The sequence below is a fragment of the Ruegeria sp. BC5 genome (assembly GCF_056539205.1).
Genome location: NZ_JBQFUN010000008.1, coordinates 85,996 through 108,138, shown reverse-complemented (window position 1 = coordinate 108,138; position 22,143 = coordinate 85,996). Strand labels below are relative to the sequence as shown.

Here is a 22,143-nt window from a genome sequence, read left to right as displayed (position 1 = left end):
GAGCTACACTCGGATACATGATGCATCCCGCTGATCTGCCGGAAACGGTATCCGTTTTTCCATTGCCGGGGGCGCTGTTGTTGCCCCGCTCGCGCCTGCCGCTGCATATTTTCGAGCCGCGCTATCTGCAGATGCTGGACGACGCACTGAAAACGCAGGAGCGGCTGATCGGCATGGTGCAGCCGAACCCATGTCACAGCGACGAAGATAAGCTGCACCAGATCGGCTGTGCTGGGCGTGTGACGCAATTTTCGGAAACCGAAGATGGCCGTTACCTGATTACCCTGACCGGGATTTCTCGGTTCCGCGTCCAATCTGAGTTGGACGCCTTTACGCCTTACCGGCGCTGTGCCGTGTCGTGGGGTGGGTTTGATCGGGATTTGGGCCGGGCCGAGATGGACGATAGTTTCGACCGCAGCGCATTTTTGGGTTTGTTGGAACGGTTTTTCGCCTCGCGCCAGCTTTCGACCGATTGGGATACGTTGAAAGACGCAGATGATGAGTTGCTGGTGAATTCACTGTCGATGCTGCTGGATTTCGATCCCGAGGAAAAACAAGCGCTGCTTGAGGCCCCCTGTCTGCGCACCCGGCGCGAGACACTAACGACACTGATAGAATTCGCCATGCGCGGCGGCACGAATGAGGAAAAACTGCAATGACCGAACCCCAACACCCTTTCGACCGGCATATGCTTGAGGCTCTGATTTGTCCGCAGACACACACGACTTTGCACTACGATGCCGACAAGCAGGAACTGGTGTCCAAGGCGGCCAATCTGGCCTTTCCGATCCGAAATGGGATTCCGGTGATGTTGGTCGATGAGGCGCGAGAACTAGACTAAATCGCGCGACCCTGCAGCAGTTTTGGCAGGTCTCCGGTCAGCCCGGCGGCCTCACGCACGAAGCCGCGGCGCAGGCCGGGCAGCGAACCCACAATTCCCATTCCAATGTCGCGTCCGATCCGCAGCAGTGGGTTGTCGTTGGAAAACAGCTTGTTGAACACGTCTGTCGCCATAGCCAGCGCCGCCGTGTCGAACCGCCGCCATTCCTGATAGCGTTCCAGCACCAGGATAGATCCGATATCCTCGCCGCGCCGTCCGGCCAGTGTTAGCACCTCGGCCAGAGCCCCGACATCGCGCAGACCCGCGTTCAGGCCTTGCCCCGCGATAGGGTGCATGCCGTGGGCGGCGTCTCCGACCAGGGCCATTCGGTCGCCAATGAAGGAATTGGCGATGGTCAGGTTCAGCGGATAGGTGAACCGGTCGCCCTGCAGGCGGATATCGCCCAGAAAATCTCCGAACCGGGGGCGCAGGACCTGCAGGTACTCGTCTTTGGGCAGGGTGTTGATGTGCTGGGCCGTCTCGGTCCGTTCGCTCCAGACGATCGAACTGCGGTTGCCGGTCAGGGGCAGAATGGCTAGCGGGCCGGGTGGCATGAAGAACTGGTGGGCAACGCCGTGGTGGGGCAGGTCATGTTCGATGGCGCAGACCAGTGCGGTCTGGCCGTAATCCCAGCCAGTACGCTTGATGCCCGCCCGAGTGGCGGTCCCGCTGCGGCGACCGTCGCAACCGACCAGCATTGAACCGGTCAGTGTGGTGCCGTCGTCCAAGGTCAGCGTCACGCCGGTCGCATCGCAATCCTGCGCGACAACGGTTCTGCCGCTGATTTCTGTGATGCCTTTTTCCTCGGCCATGGCGCTCATAAAGGCGCGGCGCAGGTGACGGTCTTCGACCATGTAGCCCATCGGACCTTCTTCGATCTCGGCATGGTCGAAATGCATGAAGAACGGGGATGGCCCAACGCCTGCATGCCCATCGGTCACCTTGATTTCCAACATCGGCTGGGTGTGTTCGGCCACGCGATCCCAGACCCCGATCGCATCCAGCAACCTTTGAGAGGCCAGCGCCAGCGCATAGGCACGCCCATCAAAGGCTGCGTTCTTGCGCACTTTTTCCGCCAGCGCGTCAATCACGGTGACCGAATGGCCGGTCTGCGCCAGCGCCAAAGCCAATGCCGGGCCGTTCAGGCCGCCGCCCACGATCAGGATATCCGAGGTTTGTTCCATGCCCCGCAATATGCGCGCCCATTCGGGATTGTCCATGTGCGGTCCTGTCGCTACCGTCCGTCAAAGCGCAATTTTTTCAAGGGGGCGGTGATGCAGGATTGGCTGACCATGACGGCGTGTGATCTGGGTCGGGGCATCGGTATGGAGCGGATTGACCCGGTGGAATTGACCGAAACATACCTGTCGGCCATCGACGAACATCCCCACAGTGACCGAATCTATGCCCGTGTCACCCATGATCGCGCCCGGTCTGAGGCGGCAGCGGCGCAAGCCCGCGCCAAGCAGGGGCAGCGCCTGTCGCTTTTGGATGGGGTGCCGATCAGTTGGAAAGACCTGTTCGACACTGCCGATATCGGAACCGAGTCCGGGTCGGCCCTGCTGAAAGGTCGGGTGCCGGAAGCTGACGCGGTCGTGGTGCGCAACGCCACCGCGTTGGGGGCGGTCTGTCTGGGCAAAACCCATATGAGCGAGCTGGCCTTTTCCGGCCTCGGCCTGAACCCAATTACTGGCACGCCGCCCTGCGTCGATGATGTAGAGGCGGTGCCGGGTGGATCCTCGTCTGGTGCCGGGGCATCGGTGGCCTGGGGATTGGCGGCTGGCGGGATCGGCTCGGACACCGGCGGATCGGTCCGCATCCCCGCGGCCTGGAACAACTTGGTGGGGCTTAAAACCACCGCCGGACGGATCAGCCTGGAAGGTGTAGTGCCCTTGTGCCTGCGATTCGACACCGCCGGTCCGCTGACCCGGTCGGTTGAGGATGCCGCGCATATGCTGGCGCTGTTGGAAGGAGGTACACCGGCGGACCTGCGGGGGGCCAGCCTGAAAGGTCGGCGCTTTGCTGATCTGCAGAACGTCGCCAAGGACGACCTGCGCGATGCGCCCCGCAAAGCTTTTGACGACGCTGTTGACCGGTTGCGCGATGCTGGCGCGGAAATCGTGCCATTGGAAGTGCCCGAACTGGATGAGGCGATGGGGCTTTCGGGCATTCTCTACACCACCGAAGCCTATGGTTTGTGGCGCGACGTGATCGAGGCCAACCCAGACGCCATGTACCCTGAGATTCTGGCGCGGTTCCGCGCAGGTAAGGATAACTCGGGGCCCGATTACATCGCCGCGTGGTCCAAACTGAAAGCCTGCCGTGCCGCTTGGGACGCGGCAACCACTGGCTTTGACGCCGTTCTGGCCCCGACAGCCCCGATTCTGCCACCGAATCTGGAGCGGTTGATGACGGATCACGACTATTACGTCACTGAAAATCTGCTGGCGCTGCGCAATACGCGGATTGGCAACCTGATGGGGCTTGCAGCCCTGACCCTGCCCACCGGCACCCCCGGTTGTGGGCTGATGATGTTAGGTTATCCGGGCTCGGAAGAAGTGCTTTTGCGACTTGGATCAGCAGCCGAAGCAGCATTGGCCTGAATGCCACAATCCCCTGATTCGGCACCTCTTTGTCTGGACGAAGCGGGGTGCGGCCTGTAATCTGCTAAAAAAACGGGGCGAAAATGATCCCGATATTGAGGCAGCAGTTATGAATTTCCCCGAGCGGTTTTCGAACCTACCGGAATACGCATTTCCGCGTTTACGCACCCTGTTGGACCACCATCAGCCGGGCGGAGACGTGATTCACATGACCATCGGCGCCCCGATGCATGACTTCCCGGCTTGGGTGACGGATGTGATCATGGAAAACGCTGCTGGGTTTCAGGGCTATCCGCCAAACGAAGGCTCGCCCGAGCTGCGTGGCGCGATCACCGACTGGATCAAGCGCCGCTATGGTGTGGCGATGGACCCCGAAACCAACGTGATGGCGCTGAACGGCACGCGTGAGGGGTTGTATAACGCCGCCATGGCGCTGTGCCCGGAACAGAAGAACGGCCAAAGACCGGTCGTCCTGTGCCCGAACCCGTTTTATCAGGTCTATATGGTCGCCTCGATCTCGGTTGCGGCCGAGCCGGTCTTTGTGCCTGCGACCGCCGCGACCGGTCATCTGCCCGATTACGCTGGATTGCCCGAGGACGTGCTGAACCGCACCGCTGTGGCCTATATCTGCTCACCCGCCAACCCGCAGGGGGCCGTGGCCTCGCGCGATTATTGGGCCGAGCTGATCCAATTGGCCGAGAAATACGATTTCCGCATCTTCGCGGATGAGTGTTATTCCGAGATTTACCGCAATGATGCCCCAGCCGGGGCCTTGACCGTAGCGCAGGAACTGGGGGCTGATCCCGAACGGGTCACCCTGTTCAACTCGCTGTCAAAACGGTCCAATCTGGCAGGGCTGCGGTCCGGCCTGATTGCGGGCGGGCCTGAGACGATCAAACGGGTCAAGCAGTTGCGCAGTTACGCGGGCGCGCCCTTACCAGCCCCCTTGCAGGCCGCAGCGGCACGGGTTTGGGCGGATGAGGCGCATGTCGCTGAGAACCGCGCGCTGTATCAGGAAAAATACGCGATTGCCGATGAGGTATTTGCCAATGTTCAGGGTTACATGCCGCCAGAGGCGGGGTTTTTCCTGTGGCTACCTGTCGAAAACGGCGAAGAAACCGCATTGAAGCTTTGGCAGCAGACCGGGGTACGGGTGCTGCCGGGCGCATATCTTTCTCAAGGCGATCCGGGGCAAAACCCGGGCGAACAATTTATCCGGGTCGCCATGGTGGCCCCAAAAACAGAGATGAAGCGCGGGCTGATCACGCTCCGCGACTGCATCTATTCGTGAGGTACGAGGGCAAAATGGCATCTTATAACGCGCGCAACCGCGATCCATTGCTGGACAGCACGACTCAGGCCGCGATTGAGCGGCGCAGCAAAGAGCTGATCGGGATCGCCCTGATCCTGCTGGGGCTGGCCGCCGCCGCGATGATCTGGTCCTACACGCCGGATGATCCGAATTGGATGGTTTCAACGGACGCGCCGGTGCAAAACTGGATGGGGCGGATTGGTGCCTCAATCGCCGCACCGTTGTTCATGATCGTAGGTTGGGGCAGCTGGAGTATCGCGCTGGTGCTGATCGGCTGGGGCGTGCGCTTTGCTGGGCATTTCGGCGAGGAGCGCGCGGTTGGCCGCCTGATCTTTGCGCCGATCTGGATTGCTATAGTCTCGGTCTATGCCGCGACGCTGGTGCCGGGGGAGGCGTGGCGTGCGACCCACAGCTTTGGTCTGGGTGGCCTGTTTGGCGATACCGTAATGGGCGCGCTTCTGACGCTGCTGCCGATTTCCTCGCATTTCATGGTCAAGCTGATGTCACTGGCCATGGCTGCTGGGATGTTGGCGCTGGGTGTTTTTGTGCTGGGTTTCACCAAAGCGGATGTGCGCAAGGGCTTCCGCGCCTTCTTGCTGGGCTTGGTCATGTCCTATGACATGCTGATGAACCTGCTGGGCCGTGGGGCCACTGCCACCGCGCAGGCCGCTCGCGACCGTCGCACGCAGTGGGAGGAACGCAAGGCCGCCCGTACGGAAGCGGCGGAAGCCGTGTTTGACGATGATCTGGCCTATGCCGATCCGGTGTTCGAAGAGCCGGACTATGACGAACCCGAGCCCGCAAAGCCGGGCTTGTTGGCGCGGATGCCCAACCTGATCCGCCGTCCCGATCCGATGATCGAGCCCGAGCTGGTCGATCCTGAACCCGTTGCTGGGTTTGACGAAATGCCGGGTGAGGATCGTATCCGATCCAAGATCTCTGCCGCTGTGCGCAACCGCAAGGTCGCGATCGGCGAAATGACCCCCGAGCCTGATCCGAACCTGCCGCTGACCAAGGGGCGGGGCCGGGGGCCCGATCCGCTGATCCTGAACCCCAGAGGTGGCGACGAGCTGCCGCCCGAACCGCCGATGACCTCGGCTGGACTGCCGCCGGAACCGATGCTGACAGCGGAACCTGCGCCCGAATGGCAGCAAGAACCGCTGCATCAGGATTTTGCGTCCGAGCCGGATTTCGAAGACGAAGCCGTGTTCGAGGATGCGCCACAGTCTGAACCCGCGTCGCAGCAGCGCCCTGCGATGAAAATCCCGGTGGCCGAGCCGCGCAAACCGGTGGTGGCACAGCCCGTGCGCCGGACCCCGCCGCCCTCGCGCCGCGCTCAGGCCGAGGCACAGCCGACCTTGTCCTTCGAGGAACGGCATTCCGATTTTGAATTGCCGCCGCTGAGCCTGTTGTCCAACCCCGCCAGCATTCAGCGCCATCACCTTAGCGACGAGGCGTTGGAAGAAAACGCGCGGATGCTTGAAAACGTGCTGGATGACTATGGCGTCAAGGGTGAGATCACCAGCGTCCGCCCCGGCCCGGTTGTCACCATGTACGAACTGGAACCGGCGCCGGGCCTGAAAGCCAGCCGTGTGATCGGTCTGGCCGACGACATTGCCCGTTCGATGTCGGCGTTGTCGGCTCGGGTTTCGACTCTGCCGGGCCGCTCGGTGATCGGTATCGAACTGCCGAATGAAAACCGTGAGATGGTGGTTCTGCGCGAAATTCTGGCCAGCCGAGATTTTGGTGACGGTAACCATGCGCTGCCTCTGGCATTGGGCAAAGATATCGGTGGCGAGTCCGTTGTGGCGAACCTGGCCAAGATGCCTCACTTGCTGATCGCGGGGACCACCGGGTCCGGTAAGTCGGTAGCGATCAACACCATGATCCTGTCGCTGTTGTACAAGTTGTCACCGGACGAATGCCGCCTGATCATGATCGATCCGAAGATGTTGGAACTGTCAGTTTATGACGGCATCCCGCATCTGCTGTCGCCCGTTGTAACCGACCCGAAAAAGGCGGTTGTGGCCCTGAAATGGGTCGTGGGCGAGATGGAGGACCGCTATCGCAAGATGTCCAAGATGGGCGTGCGTAATATCGCGGGCTACAACGGCCGTGTGAAGGACGCGTTGGCCAAGGGCGAGTTGTTCAGCCGCACGGTCCAGACCGGGTTCGATGACGAAACCGGCGAACCGATGTTCGAGACCGAAGAATTCGCTCCCGAGTCGATGCCCTATATCGTTGTCATCGTCGACGAGATGGCCGACCTGATGATGGTCGCGGGCAAAGAGATCGAAGCTTGCATTCAGCGTCTGGCGCAAATGGCGCGGGCCTCGGGCATTCACTTGATCATGGCTACGCAGCGTCCCTCGGTCGATGTGATCACCGGTACGATCAAGGCGAACTTCCCGACCCGGATTTCGTTCCAGGTAACCTCGAAAGTCGACAGCCGCACCATTCTGGGTGAAATGGGCGCCGAGCAACTGCTGGGGCAGGGCGATATGCTGTATATGGCCGGTGGGGCCAAGATCACCCGCTGCCACGGGCCATTTGTCTCGGACGAAGAGGTCGAAGAAATCGTCAACCACCTGAAACAGTTCGGCCCGCCGGATTACATGAGCGGCGTTGTCGATGGACCGGCAGATGAGAAGGCTGACAATATCGATGCCGTTCTGGGTCTGAACACGGGTGGCAATACGAACGGCGAAGATGCTCTCTATGATCAGGCCGTGGCGATTGTGATCAAAGATCGCAAATGTTCGACCTCATACATCCAGCGGAAACTTGCCATTGGCTACAACAAGGCCGCGCGGTTGGTTGAGCAGATGGAGGACGAAGGCGTTGTTTCTTCTGCAAATCACGTCGGTAAGCGGGAAATCCTCGTCCCCGAGCAGTAGGATATTTAATAACACGGGCAAAGCGCTTATCTGGGTTTTATGAAACAGATTGCTTTTGCCCTTGCTCTGACCCTGGCCGCACCTGCCGCCTGGGCGGCCGACAAACTGCCATTGTCGCAGATATCCAATTATCTGAACGGTCTGAATACCGTTGAGACGACATTCACTCAGGTCAATGATGACGGCTCGTTGAGTACCGGCAAGCTGTGGATGCAGCGGCCGGGCAAGATGCGGTTCGAATATGATCCGCCCAACAGTGCCGTTGTTCTGGCCAATACGGGCACGGTGCAAATCTTTGACCCCAAGTCGAACCAGCCGCCCGAGCAATACCCGCTGAATCGAACACCGCTGTCACTGGTGCTGGCGCGTAACGTGAACTTGGGGCAGGCAAATATGGTTGTGGCTCATGACTTCGACGGCACCGCCACAGTTGTCACCGCCCAAGACCCGAAAAACCCCGATAGCGGACGGATCGAGCTGATGTTCACCGACAACCCGGTTGAGCTGCGCAAATGGGTGATCCATGACAATGCGGGTACGAAAACAACTGTGCTGTTGGGTCAACTGGATACAGACAGCAGCCTGAGCCGAGATCTGTTTACCAAAGCGAAAAGAAGCGGGTCAGGCAATCGCTGACCCGCGTTCTGGTCAATAGCGGCAACCGGACAGTTGCGCTTGGTAAAGTTTGGCGCGCGCATCCACATCATTGGCGACATTCAGCAACCAGGTCTTGCTATAGTGGCTGCCCCGGGCATAGCCGGTGTGGCCTTCGTGATAGGCTAGATACTGGTTGCGGGTGTCGCTGGGGTGAATGCCGTTCCGCTGATAACTTTTGTTCATATACCAGCCGATAAAGTCAGACGCATCGCGGATACGGTCACGCTTGGCCCGGCGCTTGCCGGTCTCGCGCTGGTATTCATCCCAGGTGCCATCCAACGCTTGGCTGAAGCCATATGCGCTGCTCTGCCGGCCCATCGGAATCACACCCAGAACGTAATTATGCGGCGTGCGTGCGTCATGCTTATAGCGGCTTTCCTGATAGATCGTCGCCATTTGTACATGAACCGGGACGCCCCATTTGCGCTCGGTGCTCTTAAAGGCCTTCATATAATCGGGCCGTTCGCGCGCAATGCTGCACGCGTCATTCAATTTGCTGGGTGGTTGCTTGGACCCACCACCACAGGATGCCAAAAGCAGCACCCCGAAGAGTACGATTAGAATTCTGCTCATGTGCCTCGTGCCTTTTTTCTTTATTCTAGCGCAGATTGAGCGTTTAGGGAATCACAATCGCTACAGAATAATCGCGAGAATTATAGGTAATGCGCCCACGGACAACGCTGTTGAGACCATGACCATCCCGGCAACCGCGTCGGAATCGGCATCGAACCGCTCGGCCAGCAAGTAAGAGGTTACTGCCACCGGAGTACACATCTGCAGCACCAGAACGCCAAAGGCCACGGCTTCGAGTTTGAAGATCAGCGCAACAGACCAGCCCAGGGCGAAACAGACAGCCAGTTTAAGAAATGACAGCCAGACCGCCTGACTCAGCCGGTGCGTTGTCAGCCGCGCAACCGCCACGCCCAGCGTTATCAGCATCAGGGGCACTGCCATCTGGCCCAACAATTCCAATGTGTTAGTCAGAAACAGGGGCGTCTGCCATCCGCGCCACAAAAACACCGCCCCCAATAGGGTGGCCCAGACCATCGGTTCGCGCACGACTTTGCCGAACGCGCCTTTTCCGGCCACAAGGTAGATGCCGTAAGTAAACGAAAACAACGCTGTTACTGACAGGAAAATGACCGCATAGCCCAACCCGGCCTGGCCAAAGGCGAAAATGCACAAAGGAAGACCCAAATTTCCGGTATTTCCGAATATCAGCGGCGAAAGATAGGTGCGCTGTTCAAGTTTCAGCCCCCGGACGATCAGCCAGAAGACCGCTGCCATCACCAGATTGGCAACGATTGTCGCAACGGTAAAACGGGAAAGATCGCCGCCCGGAATGTCGGTTTGCATCAGCGCCACAAAGATCAGGCTGGGCACAGCAAGGGTCATGGCAAAGCGTGTGACGAATTGCAGGCGATACTCGAATCCCAGCTTGACCCAAGCAAAACCGATGCCCGCCAGAATAAACACCGGGGCCACGATTTCGAATACTGTCAGCAAGAGGTTCACAGACTGTTTCCCTTATTTACGGATCAATGATTGGCATTTCGGCCTGGAAAGAGGTAGTAAGTTCAATGGGGGCATAAACTATGCTGAAGACACACGCCAAGTACGGCCTGGGACAGATCGTCCGTCATAAAAAACATCCCTTCCGAGGGGTGATTTTTGACGTGGACCCCGAGTTTGCGAACACGGAAGAATGGTATCAGGCCATCCCCGAAGACAGCCGCCCGGTCAAAGATCAGCCGTTTTACCACTTGTTGGCGGAAAACGACCAATCCTTCTATGTGGCTTATGTTTCTGAACAAAATCTGATCGCTGACCAGTCGGGCGAACCGGTCGAACACCCCGATATCCCCGATATGTTCGGCCCGTTCGAAAACGGCGCCTATCCGCTCCATTTCCATCTGAACTGAAGGTGCTTGGCCGGGCGTCGGCCCGTCAGTATCCAAGGGCGCACCCGTCTTTTCGCGGATCGCTTGCGCCTTGCAAAACGCCATCCTCACAGATTCGAATAGCTTGTGCGCCACCCAATGGCGTTTCTGGAATCTCTACAGTGTGTCCCAAATCACGCAATTGTTGGGCGGTGCTGGGCGAAATTCCGCGTTCCAGCTTTAATACGCCATTGTCGGCAAAGGCGCGCGGTGCCTCGATGCTGACCTGAAGGCCCAACCCGTGGTCCGTCAAATTTGACACAAACCGGGCGTGGCCGGTGGGTTGATAGGCGCCACCCATCACGCCGAACGGCATCAGCACACGACCATTTTGCGTCAACATCCCCGGAATGATTGTGTGCATGGGGCGTTTGCCGCCGCCCAGTTCATTCGGATGACCCGATTGCAGGGTAAAGCCTGCGCCTCGGTTTTGTAGCAGAATGCCGTATTTTTCGGATGCGATCCCCGAACCGAAGCTGTGAAAGATGGAATAGATCAGCGAAACCGCCATTCTGTCCCGATCCACAACGGTGATATAGACGGTGTCCTTGTGAATCGCCTCGGTCAGCGGGGCGGCGGCGGGCATGGCGCGTTTCAGGTCGATCAGCGCGGCCAACTTGTCGGCCACATCCTGATCCGTGAACCGATCCGCGTGTGTTGTATGATCGGAATCGGCGATAAAGCGGTTGCGCGCGTCATAGGCGAGTTTCGAGGCTTCTGCCTCGATATGCAGACGCTGCGCCCCGAACGGGTCCATGCTGGCAAGGTCGAAGTTCTTGAGGATATTCAGCAAAAGAATGGCCGTGGCGCCCTGGCCATTTGGTGGATGTTCAACCAACTCCAACCCATTGTAGTCACCGCTGACAGGCTGTGTTTCAGTGCATGCGGTGGCCAGAAAATCCTCAATCGTGTGAACGCCGCCCAGTTGAGTGAGTGCAGCGACCATGTCCTCGGCGATGTCGCCGGAGTAAAACGCATCCCGCCCGGTGCGAGCAATCTGGCGCAAGACTTCGGCTTGCCCTCGAGAGCGAAACACATGCCCAGTCTTAGGAGCACTGTCATTGATCAGGTATTGCGTCCGCGCGGCCCCCTGTAGAATGGCTGCCCCCGTTTCCCAATCAAACGCCACCCTTGGGGCAACCGGCACCCCAGCTTCGGCATAGTGAATGGCGGGTTGCAGAATGGCCTCAAGCCCCAGCTTGCCCTCGGTTTGCGCCAGATGACAGAACGCATCGACGGCGCCGGGAACGGTTACAGCGTCTGCTGTGTTCAAAGGCACTTTTGTCAGCCCCTGTGACCGCAGTTTTTCTGCGCTAGCTGCTGCAGGCGCGCGGCCCGAACCATTCAGGGCGCGTATCTGATCCTCACCCGCCCGGTTGTACAGCACGAAACAATCGCCGCCCAGCCCGGTCATCTGAGGTTCACAAATACCCAGCAGCACCGCCCCGGCGATGGCGGCATCCATTGCGTTGCCACCCCGGGTAAGAATGTCCACAGCGACCTTTGCGGCCAAGGGATGCGACGTGGCGCACATCCCTTCGGCTGCCAGAACTTCGGATCGGCCCGGTGAGTGAAAATCCCGCATGACATTATTCCCCGATTGAACGCGCCGAAGGTATCGCGCAGTCAGGGGTTGTCCAGTCAAATCAAAGGGAAGTTCCTCGGCGCCGTTCACTGGGTGGGGGCTGTGACACGTGGCGCCGAGGGAAGCTATCTGAGCTACAATTACTCTTTTGCCCTTTGTTTGCGGCGTTACAATGGTTCGATCTGGGCCTTATTGTGACGTTTTCTTGCCGTCAGGCGGGCTCTGGAAAGTCAAAGCGCAGCGACAACCGGTTACAACCATTGCTTCGTTCATAGCGGATATCGCTGGTCAGTTCATGGATTAGAAACCAACCGAACCCACCTTCGGGCAGGTCTTCGACCGTCGATCCCAGTGATGCCGGGATGCCGTCAGGTACCCGAAATCCGGGTAACGGGTTGCCGGTGTCCGAGATCAGAATCTCAAGCCAGTTCTGATGCAGGCGGCACCGAACTTTCACCTTGGCCGGAGTTATGTCGGCATAGGCATGTTCGACCACATTATTGATTGCTTCGGCCAGCGCGATTTTCACATCACCCGCCTTGTGCGCGGGAAGCCCATGCACCGCCAACCCCCGGCTGAGTTGCACGATCCCGGCGCTGGCCTCAGTCTCAGTTGCTGCGAAGCTCAGATCTAAACACTTGCCGTTGTACATGGGCATCGCGCCTATTCAGATAGTCAATTAGGTCAATCCGCGGAGATCGACAGGGCATCATCCAGGGTTGGATACAGTTTGAACACCGTGTCCATACGGGTCAGGCGGAATACCTTTTCAACAAAAGGGTGCAGCCCAGCCAGGTCCAGCCTGCGCTCATTTCCAAGCTGTTTCATCGAGGCGACGATAGCACCCAAGCCACTTGAATCTATGAACTCGACACTGGTCAGGTCCAGCACTACGCGCGTGGCCCCGCCTTCGGCCTGATTGCGCATATCTTCCTTGAACTGGATGGCCATGGCCGCATCAATCCGGTCGGAATGCACTTTGATAATTTGGGTTGCGTCGGTCGTTGTGCTGGTCAAGGCCATGCGCGACGGTCCTCTAATATGAAACTCGCTAGTAGAAATACGCTAGACGACAATTCTTACCATTCGGTATCCATCAAAGCTGAAAGAGGAGGATCATCGCGATGAAACAGGTTGTTATCGCGGGGGCGGCGCGGACGCCCATGGGCGGGTTTCAGGGTATGTTCGACGGTATTGCCGCTGCTGAATTGGGCGGGAGCGCCATTCGTGCTGCGCTGCACGGCGCGGGCGCTGAAACGGTCGACGAAGTGCTGATGGGCTGTGTTCTGCCCGCCGGTCAGGGCCAGGCCCCGGCACGACAGGCCGGATTTGCGGCGGGATTGGGTGAAGAGGTGCCCGCAACAACCCTGAACAAGATGTGCGGGTCGGGAATGAAGGCTGCCATGATTGCCTTTGACCAGATTGCTCTGGGTCACGCTGATACGATGATCGCAGGTGGCATGGAGAGTATGACCAACGCCCCTTACCTGTTGCCGAAAATGCGCGGCGGTGCGCGCATCGGGCATGGTCAGGTGGTTGACCATATGTTTCTGGACGGCCTCGAGGACGCCTATGACAAAGGCCGCCTGATGGGCACCTTCGCCGAGGATTGCGCCGAAGCCTATCAATTCACGCGAGAATCGCAGGACGAATATGCGCTGCAGTCGCTTTCCAACGCCCTGTCTGCACAGGAAAGTGGTGCCTTCGAGGGTGAGATCACACCTGTTACCTCCAAGACCCGCAAGGGCGAAGTCACTTTTGCCCAAGATGAACAGCCGCAATCCGCCCGGCCAGATAAAATCCCGACGCTGAAACCTGCCTTTCGTAAGGATGGGACGGTCACGGCAGCCAATTCGTCATCGATTTCTGACGGGGCAGCCGCGTTGCTACTGGCTTCGGCTGAGGCGGCCGAAGCGCAGGGCCTGACTGTGCGTGCCCGGATCATTGGTCATGCCAGCCACGCGCAGGCCCCGGGTTTGTTCACGACCGCGCCGGTTCCGGCCGCACAGAAACTACTGTCGAATATCGGCTGGTCCAAAGATGACGTCGACCTGTGGGAGGTGAACGAGGCCTTTGCCGTTGTACCCATGGCCTTTATGCACGAAATGGGCCTGTCGCGCGACAAGGTGAACGTAAATGGCGGGGCCTGCGCTTTGGGGCATCCAATCGGCGCCTCGGGCGCGCGGATCATGGTCACTCTGCTCAACGCGCTGGAAAAGCGGAACCTCAAACGCGGCGTGGCTGCCATCTGCATCGGTGGCGGCGAAGGCACGGCCATCGCCATCGAACGCGTTTGACGCTTGGGTTTATTCCACATACTGCTGGATGAACCTTTTCCAAAGAGCTCAATCATGACCGCCGATTACGACACGCTTGCTAAAACCATCGCCGCCCTGACCGAAGGTGAAACGGATCAGGTTGCCCTAATGGCGACAATTACCTGCGAGGTGCATCACGCCGATGACCGGTTCGACTGGACTGGCTTTTACCGCGTGACCCAGCCCGGTTTGTTAAAGATCGGTCCCTATCAGGGTGGGCACGGCTGTTTGGTCATCCCGTTCGACCGGGGCGTCTGTGGTGCTGCCGCGCGGACTGGCGAAGTGCAGCTTGTGCCGGATGTCGAAGCCTTTCCGGGTCACATCGCCTGTGCGACGTCCACCCGGTCAGAATTGGTGCTGCCAGTGCGGGACGCATCGGGAAAGGTGGTAGCGGTGTTCGACATCGACAGCAATCAGCCGGACGCATTTACCGATCAGGACGCCACAGCGCTTGGCGCCATTCTGACCGATGTCTTTGCAAGATAAATTCAGCCGGGACATGTCCCGGCTGATTGATGTTCAAAAAGGGTCGCGATTATTCAGCTTGCCAGGATCTTGGCCTTTTGCGTGGCGAATTCCTCTTCCGTCAGATGGCCGCTCTCCTTGAGCTTGGCTAGCCGTTCCAATTCATCCGCGGCGGATACGCTCGCGACCGAGCGGATGTAATCCTTCTGCGCCTCTTCTATCTGATTCATGGTCTCGACATTGTGCTGGTGCATCTTATCCCCGCGCACGATGAGATAGCACAGCACGCCCAACCAGGGGATCAGGATCACAAAGGCGATCCACAACGCTTTGCCTCCGCCGCTCAGGTCCTTTGAGCGGAAGACATCGGCAACGACCGAAATCATCACCCAGAACCAGGCAACCATCAGGAACAACCAGAAGATTGACCAGACTATATCGAAGAAACCGATCCCATTTTCCATATTCATCCAACCCTTTGCATAAAAAATAGAAATCTCTGCGCACAGAGACACCTATTTGTAACAGACAGTTGGCGATATGGTTAGATATTGTTTTAGGTGAATATAATATTTTTACAGTAGTTTTTCCGAGGCTTCGGTCATCACCAAGAATACTAGAATCATTTGAACTCCAGTTATCGCGAACAGCCAGACTGAGAACCCGCGTTTGCGGGTTTTGTGCCTGAAAATCCATCGCCCGACCACTGCGCCGGGGCTGCCACCAAGCGCGGCCAGCCATAATAGGCGGCGTTCCGGCACCCGGTTTTTGCGCCGTCGCGCGCGGGCCTTGTCCCAGCCAAAGGCCAATAGTGTCAGGGTGTTGATCCCCCATAAATAGATCACTGCAATCCACATGCGAAAGGCATACCAAGCAAACTGATCAAGTGAAATGAAAAAACCCTTGGAAATTTCATGATTCTCAGCCATCGTGAAAAAGGAGAGGAAATTTTCACAAGAATCGGAGCGGCCCTGGTGAATACCCAAGCCCCCCACAGCGCGACACTTGGTGCGGATATCCGCGCCCTGCGCAAGGCGCGAGGGTTGACCTTGACCGAGATTGCAGCGCGGCTGAACCGGTCGGTCGGATGGCTCAGCCAGGTTGAGCGCGACATGTCCGATCCCTCGATCTCGGACCTGCGCCAGATTGCTGAGTGTCTGGGTGTGCCGATGTCGATGCTGTTTGCGCATTCCTCGGTGCCGGTGGCCGAACAGGGTTATGTGGTGCGCGCCGGATCGCGCCGTCCGATGGGCTCGGGTGAGGAAGGGTTGATCGAAGAATTGCTTTCGCCCGATCTGACTGATGATTTCGAGATGGTACATTCCACATTCGAGCCCCGCTCCAGCATGCAGAAACCGGCCAATCGGCCGACGCAAGAGGTTGGTTACATGATCTCTGGCCGATTGGATCTGACCATAGGCTCCAACCAGTTCACGGTGGGGCCGGGTGACAGTTTCCGCATCAGGCATGAATCCTATCAATGGGCCAACCCCTATGATGAGCCCGCCGTGGCCATCTGGGTCATCGCCCCGCCGGTGTACTGATGAGTTTCGAGGCCTGGACCATATTCGCGCTGTTTTGGGTAGTGTTCGTAACTACCCCGGGGCCGAATGCGGTCAATTGTATTTCGAATGGGATGAGCCTGCCGTTTCCAAAGGCGATGCTTAGCGTTCTGGCAATCCTGACGCAGGCCAGCGCGTTTCTGATCCTGTCAGCGCTGGGTGTGACCGCGCTGATCGCGGCCTCTCCAACCGGGTTCTTCATCGCAAAGCTGGTGGGCGCGGGTTTCCTGATCTGGGTGGGTATTCGTGGCTGGATGAATGCTACGAAACCTGCGCCAGCTTCGGAACGGCCTGCACGTCATGTCTATCTGCACGCGCTGGCCGTGGCGACGATCAACCCCAAAAGCGTGGCGGGATATCTGGCGGCCTTTTCGCAATTCGTGCAGCCCGAGGTGCCGATCTGGCAGCAGATGGGGGTTATCATGCCCACCGCGCTGGTCATCACCACGCTCAGCTATACCGGGTTCACCTTGCTAGGTGCGCTTATGGGCAAGGCGGCACTGGGGGCGGTGTTCAACATCTGGGTGCGCCGGGTCATGGCGACCTGTTTCATCATCTATGGCGTGTTGCTGGGGGCCAGCTCCACGCCCGCAACAAGGGGGTAATGACATGCAAGCCGGTTCCTGCCTGTGCGGTGCGGTCGCGTTCACGATTGACGGAGAGTTGTCGCCGCCCTCGGCCTGCCATTGCGGTCAGTGCCGCAAGCAATCAGGGCATTATTGGTCTTCGACCTCGACCCATCAGGACAACCTCAGCTTCGCTGCCAGCGACACGCTGAACTGGTTCCGTGCCTCGGACATTGCTCGGCGTGGCTTTTGCAACGCCTGCGGTTCGTTCCTGTTTTGGCAGCACAATGACGAAGACACGATTTCGATTTCCATGGGCGCACTGGATGAGCCCACAGGACTGCACCTCGCCCGGCATATCTTTGTCGATGACAAGGGCGATTACTACAACATCACAGACGATCTGCCCCAACGGGCACAGTAACAAGGATCAAGACCAATGAGCGATTTTCCGACAAAAGCCCGCGTGGTTGTTATCGGTGGCGGTGTGGTGGGGGCCTCCTCGCTGTACCATCTGGCCAAGAAAGGCTGGACCGACTGCGTTCTGCTGGAAAAGAACGAGCTGACCGCAGGCTCGACCTGGCACGCGGCGGGTAACGTACCGACCTTCTCGACCTCATGGGCGATCATGAACATGCAGCGGTACTCGACCGAGCTGTATGCGCGGCTGGGTGAAGAAGTCGACTATCCGATGAACTATCATCAGTCCGGCTCGATCCGTTTGGCGCACAGCAAAGAGCGGATGCAGGAGTTTGAGCGTGCCATGTCGATGGGCCTGTACCAGGGCATCCCGATGGAGATGTGGACCCCAGAAGAGGCCAAGGAACGCTATCCCTTCCTTGAAACGCATGATCTTGAGGGCGTGCTGTATGATCCGACCGATGGTGACATTGACCCGGCGCAGTTGACACAGGCGTTGGCCAAGGGTGCCCGTGACATGGGACAAAAGATCATCCGGTTCTGCCCGGCAACCGGCGTGACCCAGCACGACGACGGCACTTGGACCGTACACACTGACAAGGGCGATATCGCCTGTGACTATGTGGTCAACGCTGCTGGGTATTACGCGCAGCGCGTGGGTGAGTGGTTCAAGCCTTACGGTGGCCGCACTGTGCCCGCGATGGTCATGAGCCACCAGTACCTGCTGACCGACGAAATCCCCGAGGTTGAAGAATGGTCCAAGGAAAACGGCGGCAAGAAGCTGCCGCTGCTGCGCGACGTAGATATCTCGTACTACCTGCGGCAAGAGAAGCACGGCTTCAACCTTGGCCCGTATGAGCCCAACTGCAAGGGCCACTGGATGAGCGAAGACGACCCGATGCCCGAGGATTTCTCGTTCCAGCTTTGGAATGACGATCTGGATCGGATTGAGGACATCGTCACCGACGCGATGGAGCGGGTGCCGCTGATGGCAACCTCGGGCGTTGGTCGCGTGATCAACGGCCCGATTCCTTACGCGCCGGACGGTCTGCCACTGATTGGCCCAATGCCGGGCGTCAAAAACGCGTTCGAGGCGCACACCTTTACCTTCGGCATCGCGCAAGGCGGTGGTGCAGGCAAAGTGCTGGCCGAATGGATTGTCGATGGTCACACCGAGTGGGATATGTGGGCCGTCGATCCGCGCCGCTATACCGATTACACCGATCAGGATTACTGCAACCAGAAAGGGCTTGAGGTCTATGGCAACGAATACGCCATGCACTATCCCCAACACGAATGGCCGGCCGCACGCGACAAGAAACTGTCGCCGGTCCACGCCAAGGTGAAGGAACTGGGCGGCGTCATGGGAGTATATAACGGTTGGGAACGGGCCAACTGGTTCGCACAACCCGGCGATGACACCTCGCTTGAAGCCACCCATACCTGGGGCCGCTCGGGCCCGTGGGAGCAGCGCGTCAAAGAAGAATGCGAGGCTGTACGCGACCATTGCGGTGTGTTGGATCTGCCGGGCTTTTCGCGCTTTATGGTCAAAGGCGAGGGCGCGGCCGAGGCGTTGCGCGGGCTGGTCGCGGGTGGTTTGCCCAAGGTCGGCCGCATCAATCTGGTTTATATCTCGGACGATCGGGGCCGGATTCTGACCGAGATGTCCTGCCTGCGTTTGGGCGAGGATGAGTTCGTCATGATAACGGCCGCGACGGCGCAATGGCATGACCGCGATATTCTGGTGAATGCGATGCCTGCTGGTGTTTCGGTCGAGGATGTCACCACCACACGCGATACACTGATCGTCACCGGACCGAAATCGCGGGATATCCTGTCGGGTTTGACGGATGCCGATCTGACCACAGGTTGGCTGACCCACCAAGCGGCCACCGTCGCCGGGCAACCTGCCTATTTGATCCGCGTGTCCTTTGCCGGCGAGCTGGGCTGGGAAGTGCATGCCCTGAACGAGCATATGCCTGCGATCTATGACGCGATCATTGATGCCGGGGCCAAGCCGTTTGGTATGTATGCCTTGAATTCGCTGCGGATCGAAAAGGGATATCGCGCCTGGAAAGGCGACCTGTCGACCGACTATTCGCTGCTGGAAGGTGGACTGGGGCGGTTCGTCAAGCTGGACAAGCCGCAGGACTTCCCCGGCAAGGCCGCGATCCAGAACGAAAAACAGCAGGGCGTGAAGAAATCCTTTGTCACCCTGACTGTGGACGCAGGCGATTGCGACGCACCCTACATGTCTTGCATTTGGCAGAATGGTGAGATCGTTGGCGAAACCACCTCGGGCGCATGGGGCTACCGTGTTGGCAAATCCATTGCGCTGGGCATGATCAAGGCCGAGCTTGCCAACCCCGGCACCGAACTTGAGGTCGAAATTTACGGCCGGAAATGCCGCGCCGTGGTAGAAGAGGATCAACCGCTGTGGGATCCTCAGAACGAGCGGCTGCGCGCCTAACCCCTGTCGGAGGAGCCATGAGCAAGCGATATTCCAAATTGGGGCCCGGTGAGGGTCCCAACTATGACTGGGAAAACGACCATACGTTCGTAAAGGTTTCGGCCCGGGATACGAATGGCGCCTATACGCTCATGGAAGACAATCTGAAGGCCAGCTTCGCGCTTGGCCTTCATCGCCACGATACCCATGCCGAGTCCTTCTATTTCTTGGAAGGTGCAGTGGATTTCTATGTCGACGGTGACTGGCATCGATGCGGTCCGGGTACCACGATGCATGTCCCGCCAGGGGTTCCGCATGCTTGTCGCGTGGCCGATGGGGCACCGGCGCGGATGCTGATGATTTTTCAGCCTTCGGGGTTTGACGGTTTCCTTGCAGAACTTTCGACTATGACCAACGCCGATTTCGCTGATGAGGCTAAGATGGCAGCACTAAACGCCCGCTATGACATCATCCCGATGGGTCCCGTTCCGTCGCATCCAGACGATCAGGCATAAAGGCAGTATCTGATGACGACACCCACAGTCATGTCCGGCGTTTATCTGACCCAACACGGCGGACCCGAGGCGTTGGAATGGCGCGACGACCTTCCGGTACCGCAACCGGGTCCGGGGCAGGCGCTGGTTCGGGTGTTGGCCGCAGGAGTGAACAACACGGATATCAATACGCGGGTCGGCTGGTATTCCTCGGATGTGACAGGCGCGACGGATTCTGTTGATCAGGACGTCGATGCCGGAGGTTGGGGCGGTGCGCTGCAGTTTCCACGCATTCAGGGTGGTGATCTGTGTGGTGTCGTTGAACAAGTGGGTTCAGGGGTGGCGTTCCAACCGGGCCAACGCGTGACATGCCCGATCAACCTGCCACGCCCCAGACCCGGTCACCCGACCGGTTTCGTTGCGCTGGGCTCGGAGTTGGACGGCGCATTTGCGCAATACTGTCTGGTTGAGGCGGATGATCTGTATGACGTCAGCGCCTCGCCCCTGTCTGACGTGGAAATCGCCGCCATCCCCTGCGCTTTTGGCACGGCCGAGAACCTGCTGGCCCGCGCAGGTGTGACCTCGGGGCAAAAAGTGCTGATCACCGGCGCGTCAGGTGGCGTCGGTCTGGCGGCCGTACAGCTGGCGGTGTTGCGGGGGGCAACCGTCTGGGGCGTGACCAGCCCGTCCAAGGCCGAAGTGGTCAAATTGCAGGGCGCCGCAGATACGTTCGACCGTGATGCGGCACTGCCAGCCGATATGTTCGACGTGGTGATCGACGTTGTGGGCGGCCCGGCATGGCCCGGCCTGATCCTGGCGTTGAAACCGGGTGGCCACTACGCGGTTTCAGGTGCCATCGCCGGCCCGATCGTAAAGGCCGACCTGCGAGATATCTATTTGCGCGACATCACCATTCACGGCTGTACGCATCAGGCGTTCGAGGTGTTCGGACGGCTGGTTGAGATGATCAATGGCGGGCGCATCATGCCCTTGATCGCAAAGACTTATCCGCTAAAGGACATCGCAACCGCGCAGGCTGATTTTCAATCCAAGGCGTTTGCGGGCAAACTTGTGCTGATTCCCTGAATAGGATGAGATATGGCGGATATCACTCTTCTGGATGGCTCAATCGGACAGGAACTGGTCAAGCGCAGCGGGGACCGGGCCACGCCACTGTGGTCGACGCGGGTGATGATCGACTATCCCGAACTGGTGGGTGACGTACATGACGACTACTTTCGTCGTGGTGCGACTGTCGCCACCACAAACACCTATGCCGTCCACCGCTCGCGTCTGGTGCGGGTGGGGATGGAGGATCAGGTCGCAAACCTGATCGACACTGCCCTGACCCAGGCAGAACGAGCATGTGCAGGAACCAGAGGGCGGATTGCCGGATCGCTAGGGCCGCTATTGGCTTCGTACCGACCCGACCTGAACCCTGACCCGACAGATGCAGCGAATAAGTTTCGGGAGCTAGTGTCGCTGATGACCACGCGCGTCGATCTTTTCCTGATTGAAACGGTGTGTTCGGTGCGGGAAGCCCAAGGCGCTTTGCGCGGGACAGAGGGCTGCGGCAAACCTGTCTGGCTGGGGCTGTCGGTGATGGATGAGGACGGAACCCGCCTACGCTCGGGCGAGCTGTTGAGGGATATCGAACCGGTTGTGGCACGCTTTGCGCCCGACGCCATCTTGATCAACTGTTCGCGTCCCGAGGCGATTCCCGCGGCGCTGCCGATCATTGCGCAGATTGGCCGCCCGTTCGGGGCCTATGCCAATGGGTTCACCGGAATATCAGAAGGATTTCTGAAAGACGCACCCACAGTCGATGCATTGGAACAACGTCAGGATCTTGGACCTGATGCCTATGCCGATCACGCCATGGCCTGGGTGGCGCAGGGGGCGACGATTGTGGGTGGCTGTTGCGAAGTTGGCCCGGATCACATCGAAACGCTGGCCGGCCGGCTGCGCGCAGCCGGCCACCGGATTGTCTGAGGA

The 22,143-nt window shown here is 59.0% G+C and carries 24 protein-coding genes; 16 read left to right on the top strand and 8 right to left on the bottom strand.

Annotation, left to right across the window (positions count from 1 at the left end; translation table 11 throughout):
• Window positions 1-17 precede the first annotated feature (17 nt).
• Together ACR0LY_RS16700 and ACR0LY_RS16695 are read left to right on the top strand one after the other, a co-directional pair.
• Complete coding sequence (locus ACR0LY_RS16700; protein ID WP_170351048.1) at window positions 18-659, top strand: LON peptidase substrate-binding domain-containing protein; 642 nt, start codon at window positions 18-20, stop codon at window positions 657-659.
• Window positions 656-841 (top strand): Trm112 family protein, encoded by a 186-nt coding sequence (locus tag ACR0LY_RS16695; RefSeq protein ID WP_170351047.1) that lies wholly within the window; start codon window positions 656-658, stop codon window positions 839-841. Before ACR0LY_RS16700 ends, ACR0LY_RS16695 begins: the two co-directional genes overlap by 4 nt.
• Here the strand turns inward: ACR0LY_RS16695 and ACR0LY_RS16690 are convergent.
• Entirely contained in the window at window positions 838-2,100 is a 1,263-nt protein-coding gene (locus ACR0LY_RS16690; protein ID WP_254440251.1) for an FAD-dependent monooxygenase, read from the bottom strand. The two genes, ACR0LY_RS16695 and ACR0LY_RS16690, sit on opposite strands and share 4 nt — an antisense overlap.
• Before the next feature lie 54 nt (window positions 2,101-2,154).
• On the opposite strand from ACR0LY_RS16690, the gene ACR0LY_RS16685 reads away from it, so the two are divergent.
• The 4 genes from ACR0LY_RS16685 (at window position 2,155) to ACR0LY_RS16670 (ending at window position 8,328) form a co-directional block, all read left to right on the top strand.
• Window positions 2,155-3,483 (top strand): amidase, encoded by a 1,329-nt coding sequence (locus ACR0LY_RS16685; protein WP_170351046.1) that lies wholly within the window; start codon window positions 2,155-2,157, stop codon window positions 3,481-3,483.
• A gap of 109 nt (window positions 3,484-3,592) precedes the next feature.
• Window positions 3,593-4,774 (top strand): aminotransferase class I/II-fold pyridoxal phosphate-dependent enzyme, encoded by a 1,182-nt coding sequence (locus ACR0LY_RS16680; RefSeq protein ID WP_170351045.1) that lies wholly within the window; start codon window positions 3,593-3,595, stop codon window positions 4,772-4,774.
• Between the two features lie 14 nt (window positions 4,775-4,788).
• A complete protein-coding gene (locus tag ACR0LY_RS16675) occupies window positions 4,789-7,692 on the top strand; it encodes a DNA translocase FtsK (RefSeq protein WP_170351044.1) in 2,904 nt (967 codons plus the stop codon).
• A gap of 39 nt (window positions 7,693-7,731) precedes the next feature.
• Window positions 7,732-8,328: a LolA family protein gene (locus ACR0LY_RS16670; RefSeq protein WP_170351043.1), complete on the top strand. Its 597-nt coding sequence runs from the start codon at window positions 7,732-7,734 to the stop codon at window positions 8,326-8,328.
• A gap of 12 nt (window positions 8,329-8,340) precedes the next feature.
• On the opposite strand, the gene ACR0LY_RS16665 is transcribed toward ACR0LY_RS16670, so the two are convergent.
• On the bottom strand, window positions 8,341-8,922 hold the full coding sequence (locus ACR0LY_RS16665) for a transglycosylase SLT domain-containing protein (RefSeq protein WP_170351042.1): 582 nt from the start codon (window positions 8,920-8,922) through the stop codon (window positions 8,341-8,343).
• Between the two features lie 60 nt (window positions 8,923-8,982).
• Window positions 8,983-9,864, bottom strand: coding sequence for an AEC family transporter (locus tag ACR0LY_RS16660; RefSeq protein ID WP_170351041.1), 882 nt, complete (start codon window positions 9,862-9,864; stop codon window positions 8,983-8,985).
• Window positions 9,865-9,944: 80 nt separating this feature from the next.
• Between ACR0LY_RS16660 and hspQ the strand changes: the two genes are divergently transcribed.
• The gene (gene hspQ, locus ACR0LY_RS16655) at window positions 9,945-10,271 is read left to right on the top strand and encodes a heat shock protein HspQ (RefSeq protein ID WP_170351040.1); all 327 of its coding nucleotides are present in this window, start codon (window positions 9,945-9,947) and stop codon (window positions 10,269-10,271) included.
• A gap of 25 nt (window positions 10,272-10,296) precedes the next feature.
• On the opposite strand, the gene ACR0LY_RS16650 is transcribed toward hspQ, so the two are convergent.
• The 3 genes from ACR0LY_RS16650 to ACR0LY_RS16640 form a co-directional block, all read right to left on the bottom strand.
• Window positions 10,297-11,874 (bottom strand): gamma-glutamyltransferase family protein, encoded by a 1,578-nt coding sequence (locus ACR0LY_RS16650; RefSeq protein ID WP_170351039.1) that lies wholly within the window; start codon window positions 11,872-11,874, stop codon window positions 10,297-10,299.
• A 211-nt stretch (window positions 11,875-12,085) separates the two neighbouring features.
• Window positions 12,086-12,532 (bottom strand): ATP-binding protein, encoded by a 447-nt coding sequence (locus tag ACR0LY_RS16645; RefSeq protein WP_480641156.1) that lies wholly within the window; start codon window positions 12,530-12,532, stop codon window positions 12,086-12,088.
• 26 nt (window positions 12,533-12,558) lie between these two features.
• Complete coding sequence (locus ACR0LY_RS16640; RefSeq protein WP_170351037.1) at window positions 12,559-12,897, bottom strand: STAS domain-containing protein; 339 nt, start codon at window positions 12,895-12,897, stop codon at window positions 12,559-12,561.
• 101 nt (window positions 12,898-12,998) lie between these two features.
• On the opposite strand from ACR0LY_RS16640, the gene ACR0LY_RS16635 reads away from it, so the two are divergent.
• Window positions 12,999-14,171: an acetyl-CoA C-acyltransferase gene (locus ACR0LY_RS16635; RefSeq protein ID WP_170351036.1), complete on the top strand. Its 1,173-nt coding sequence runs from the start codon at window positions 12,999-13,001 to the stop codon at window positions 14,169-14,171.
• A 54-nt stretch (window positions 14,172-14,225) separates the two neighbouring features.
• On the top strand, window positions 14,226-14,678 hold the full coding sequence (locus ACR0LY_RS16630) for a GAF domain-containing protein (RefSeq protein WP_170351035.1): 453 nt from the start codon (window positions 14,226-14,228) through the stop codon (window positions 14,676-14,678).
• Window positions 14,679-14,731: 53 nt separating this feature from the next.
• On the opposite strand, the gene ACR0LY_RS16625 is transcribed toward ACR0LY_RS16630, so the two are convergent.
• Window positions 14,732-15,127 (bottom strand): SHOCT domain-containing protein, encoded by a 396-nt coding sequence (locus ACR0LY_RS16625; RefSeq protein WP_170351135.1) that lies wholly within the window; start codon window positions 15,125-15,127, stop codon window positions 14,732-14,734.
• 105 nt (window positions 15,128-15,232) lie between these two features.
• Complete coding sequence (locus ACR0LY_RS16620; RefSeq protein ID WP_480641153.1) at window positions 15,233-15,643, bottom strand: DUF1294 domain-containing protein; 411 nt, start codon at window positions 15,641-15,643, stop codon at window positions 15,233-15,235.
• Between ACR0LY_RS16620 and ACR0LY_RS16615 the strand changes: the two genes are divergently transcribed.
• From ACR0LY_RS16615 to ACR0LY_RS16585, 7 genes are read left to right on the top strand one after another with little or no spacing between them, the layout of a single operon-like run.
• Window positions 15,632-16,201 carry a helix-turn-helix domain-containing protein gene (locus ACR0LY_RS16615; protein ID WP_170351033.1) on the top strand — a complete coding sequence of 190 codons (570 nt, stop codon included), beginning with the start codon at window positions 15,632-15,634 and terminating at the stop codon, window positions 16,199-16,201. The genes ACR0LY_RS16620 and ACR0LY_RS16615 overlap by 12 nt on opposite strands.
• The gene (locus tag ACR0LY_RS16610; protein ID WP_170351032.1) at window positions 16,201-16,824 is read left to right on the top strand and encodes a LysE family translocator; all 624 of its coding nucleotides are present in this window, start codon (window positions 16,201-16,203) and stop codon (window positions 16,822-16,824) included. Before ACR0LY_RS16615 ends, ACR0LY_RS16610 begins: the two co-directional genes overlap by 1 nt.
• Window positions 16,825-16,828: 4 nt before the next feature.
• Entirely contained in the window at window positions 16,829-17,209 is a 381-nt protein-coding gene (locus tag ACR0LY_RS16605) for a GFA family protein (RefSeq protein WP_170351031.1), read from the top strand.
• A 15-nt stretch (window positions 17,210-17,224) separates the two neighbouring features.
• The gene (locus ACR0LY_RS16600) at window positions 17,225-19,675 is read left to right on the top strand and encodes a GcvT family protein (protein ID WP_170351030.1); all 2,451 of its coding nucleotides are present in this window, start codon (window positions 17,225-17,227) and stop codon (window positions 19,673-19,675) included.
• Window positions 19,676-19,692: 17 nt separating this feature from the next.
• Window positions 19,693-20,169 carry a cupin domain-containing protein gene (locus ACR0LY_RS16595; RefSeq protein WP_170351029.1) on the top strand — a complete coding sequence of 159 codons (477 nt, stop codon included), beginning with the start codon at window positions 19,693-19,695 and terminating at the stop codon, window positions 20,167-20,169.
• A 12-nt stretch (window positions 20,170-20,181) separates the two neighbouring features.
• Window positions 20,182-21,234 carry an alcohol dehydrogenase catalytic domain-containing protein gene (locus ACR0LY_RS16590; protein WP_170351028.1) on the top strand — a complete coding sequence of 351 codons (1,053 nt, stop codon included), beginning with the start codon at window positions 20,182-20,184 and terminating at the stop codon, window positions 21,232-21,234.
• A gap of 12 nt (window positions 21,235-21,246) precedes the next feature.
• On the top strand, window positions 21,247-22,140 hold the full coding sequence (locus tag ACR0LY_RS16585; protein WP_170351027.1) for a homocysteine S-methyltransferase family protein: 894 nt from the start codon (window positions 21,247-21,249) through the stop codon (window positions 22,138-22,140).
• Window positions 22,141-22,143 lie beyond the last annotated feature (3 nt).